Origin of the sequence: Klebsiella sp. MS 92-3 (assembly GCF_000195655.1) — a bacterium.
GTDB classification, from domain to species: domain Bacteria; phylum Pseudomonadota; class Gammaproteobacteria; order Enterobacterales; family Enterobacteriaceae; genus Klebsiella; species Klebsiella pneumoniae.
This window is the reverse complement of record NZ_GL882749.1, coordinates 1-2403: the sequence shown is the minus strand read 5'-3', so window position 1 is coordinate 2403 and position 2403 is coordinate 1. Positions and strand designations below refer to the sequence as shown.

Sequence of the window (2403 nt, the reverse complement as noted above, 5' to 3'; positions counted from 1 at the left end):
ATCCGGTAACGGGTATCCCTACCGCGACATATTTAACAGCGTGACGATAATCCAGATCGCATGCCTTAAGAACATTTTGAGTAAATAAAGGTGTTCAAAATGCTTAAATTAATCATTTTGATATTTTTATATTGCTCATATTGAGAAATATTACTTTGATTTTTTCATTTTGCTCGTATAATTGGTATCAAATTGAGTGTAATTAACGGAGCATATTGATGAATATTTACTGAGATGATGGTTCAACTAATGTTAAGCTGGCATGGTTTGAAGGCGATGAGCTTCAGACACGGGTCTCTGCGAACTCCTTCCGGCATGGCTGGAAAGTGGCGGAATTCAGTGCGGCAACGTTCAATTATCAGGTGGGCACGCTGAAATACACCTGGGACAGCGTCAGCCGGGATGCCATCCCGACAACAAACGTGGATTATCAGTACGGTGATCTCAACCTGCTGGCTGTGCATCATGCGCTGCTGAACAGCGGACTGGAGCCGCAGCCGGTGAGTCTGACCGTGACGCTGCCCCTGAGTGAATATTACGACGGGGACTGCCAGCGGAACGAGGAGAACATACGACGCAAACGGGAAAATCTGATGCGTGAGCTGGTTCTGAATAAGGGCAGGGCGTTTACCGTAACGGACGTGAAGGTGATGCCGGAATCACTACCGGCGGCGTTCTCCCGTCTCGCTGAGCTGAAACCTGGCCCCGCGGAGACCACCCTGATTATCGATCTCGGTGGCACCACGCTCGATGCCGGTGTGATTGTCGGCCAGTTTGATGATATCAGTGCGGTGCACGGTAATCCGTCTGTCGGCGTGTCACAGGTCACCCGCGCAGCTGCAGGCGCGCTGCGGGCGGCAGACAGCGAAACCAGCGCCCTCATCGCTGACACTATCATCCGCAACCGCAATGATCGTCAGTATCTGCAGCGTGTGATCAACGATGCCGGTAAAATTGACGAGGTTCGGAACAAAATAACAGAGGCAATCACTTCCCTGGGGGCGCGTGTCACCAGTGAGCTGACGGCCTTCAGGAACGTTAACCGGGTATTCCTGGTCGGGGGAGGGGCTTCCCTCATAGAAGAAGCTATCCGTCAGGCCTGGCCTCTGGCTCCTGACCGTATCGAGGTTATCGGCGATCCGCAGATGGCGCTGGCCAGGGAGATTGCCCTTTACAATAAAGAGGACTAAACGTGCCGGACGGCCAGTATTCTTTCTATCTGCACAGCGACGATCGCACCGACATCGCGGCGATGGCAACTATCAGCACCATCTCACAGCCCCTGCGCGGTGAGTTCATCCGTACCGCCGCCACCGCCGGGGCGGTGGTATTCCAGGTGGATGCCCGTTTACCGGCGCTGATCCCGGTGTTCTTTGCCGGGCAGCTGAGCGCTGTCCGCCTTTGCGCCGTGATGGCCCTGGTCTCCGGAACCTGGTCCTCACTCACCGGCCTTCCGGATGAGCCCGAAAATGGTGAGGCTGCTCTGCCCGTGTCACCGGAGACAGAATACCAGCGCCGGCGTTACACCCTGACACTTCAGAATGGCCGGAGTGGGGAACGGGTGGAAAGTGTGCTGACGGAAGCGTCATCCCGTCTGCGTGGCGATCTGCTGAGAAACCTGATTATCACCGGTCTTGCCCTCCACACGACGGCACCGGAGCTGCCGCGTCTGCTGGCCAGTATGCCGGTACCGCCCACCTCGGTCAGTGAGCTGCAGGCACTGGTTCAGCAGATGGCCGGCACCGCTGGCGTGAGCAGGGCTGCAGCTGCAGTACCGGATACGCCGGCAACATCTGCCGTGCCGGTGTCCGGGGCGGATACCCGGGAAATAAAGAAAAATATGCGGCGTGCATTCGGCGACTAACAGTACGAATCACATCCACTACTACACCGATTTCAAATGACTGGCATCCCAGGGAGGTTCTCATGTCACCAGGATTCAGAAATGTTCTCCGTCTCGCCCGCATTCCCGTCGACAGCAGTGAACCGGTGCGCAGAAAATTTGGCAGCCGGCTGATTGGCATTGTGACGGTATGTCTGCTTCCGCTTCTGGTTTTCGACGTTCCGCAGTGGGTTTTCATTTTGTCGCAGGTCATCTGGGGGGCGGGTGTCTATGTTGGCCTGTCCGTGGCCGGGGATAAATCCCTGAACCGCTGATACAGATTTCCTGGCTGTTCAAAAAAGGAGCAGACGTGGTGGCGTCTGTTCTCCCGTGCTTCTCCGTCGTTTGCCTTCAGGTTATCCACAATCTTAAGCCCCGGATTTGTGGACAGGTAGCCGACAATTCCCCATTCACCTGGCGTTAACGCAAGCCTGCCGCCCGCTGCCAGTGTCTCGCGTCCGGTCTGGTACGGGACGGGCGGGGTTTTTCCTCCCCCCCCCCCCCCCCCCCCGCGCGGGGGG

The 2403-nt window shown here is 56.4% G+C and carries 2 protein-coding genes and 1 pseudogene; all 3 read left to right on the top strand.

Annotation, left to right across the window (positions count from 1 at the left end; translation table 11 throughout):
- The first annotated feature begins 218 nt into the window (after nt 1-218).
- The 3 genes and pseudogenes from parM to HMPREF9538_RS22275 all read left to right on the top strand — a co-directional run bounded on the left by parM (nt 219) and on the right by HMPREF9538_RS22275 (nt 2157).
- Nucleotides 219-1190: pseudogene (gene parM, locus HMPREF9538_RS22265) on the top strand (plasmid segregation protein ParM domain-containing protein).
- Nucleotides 1191-1192: 2 nt separating this feature from the next.
- Nucleotides 1193-1864: a plasmid partitioning/stability family protein gene (locus HMPREF9538_RS22270; protein ID WP_009484196.1), complete on the top strand. Its 672-nt coding sequence runs from the start codon at nt 1193-1195 to the stop codon at nt 1862-1864.
- A gap of 62 nt (nt 1865-1926) precedes the next feature.
- Nucleotides 1927-2157 carry a hypothetical protein gene (locus HMPREF9538_RS22275; protein ID WP_009484195.1) on the top strand — a complete coding sequence of 77 codons (231 nt, stop codon included), beginning with the start codon at nt 1927-1929 and terminating at the stop codon, nt 2155-2157.
- Nucleotides 2158-2403: the final 246 nt, after the last annotated feature.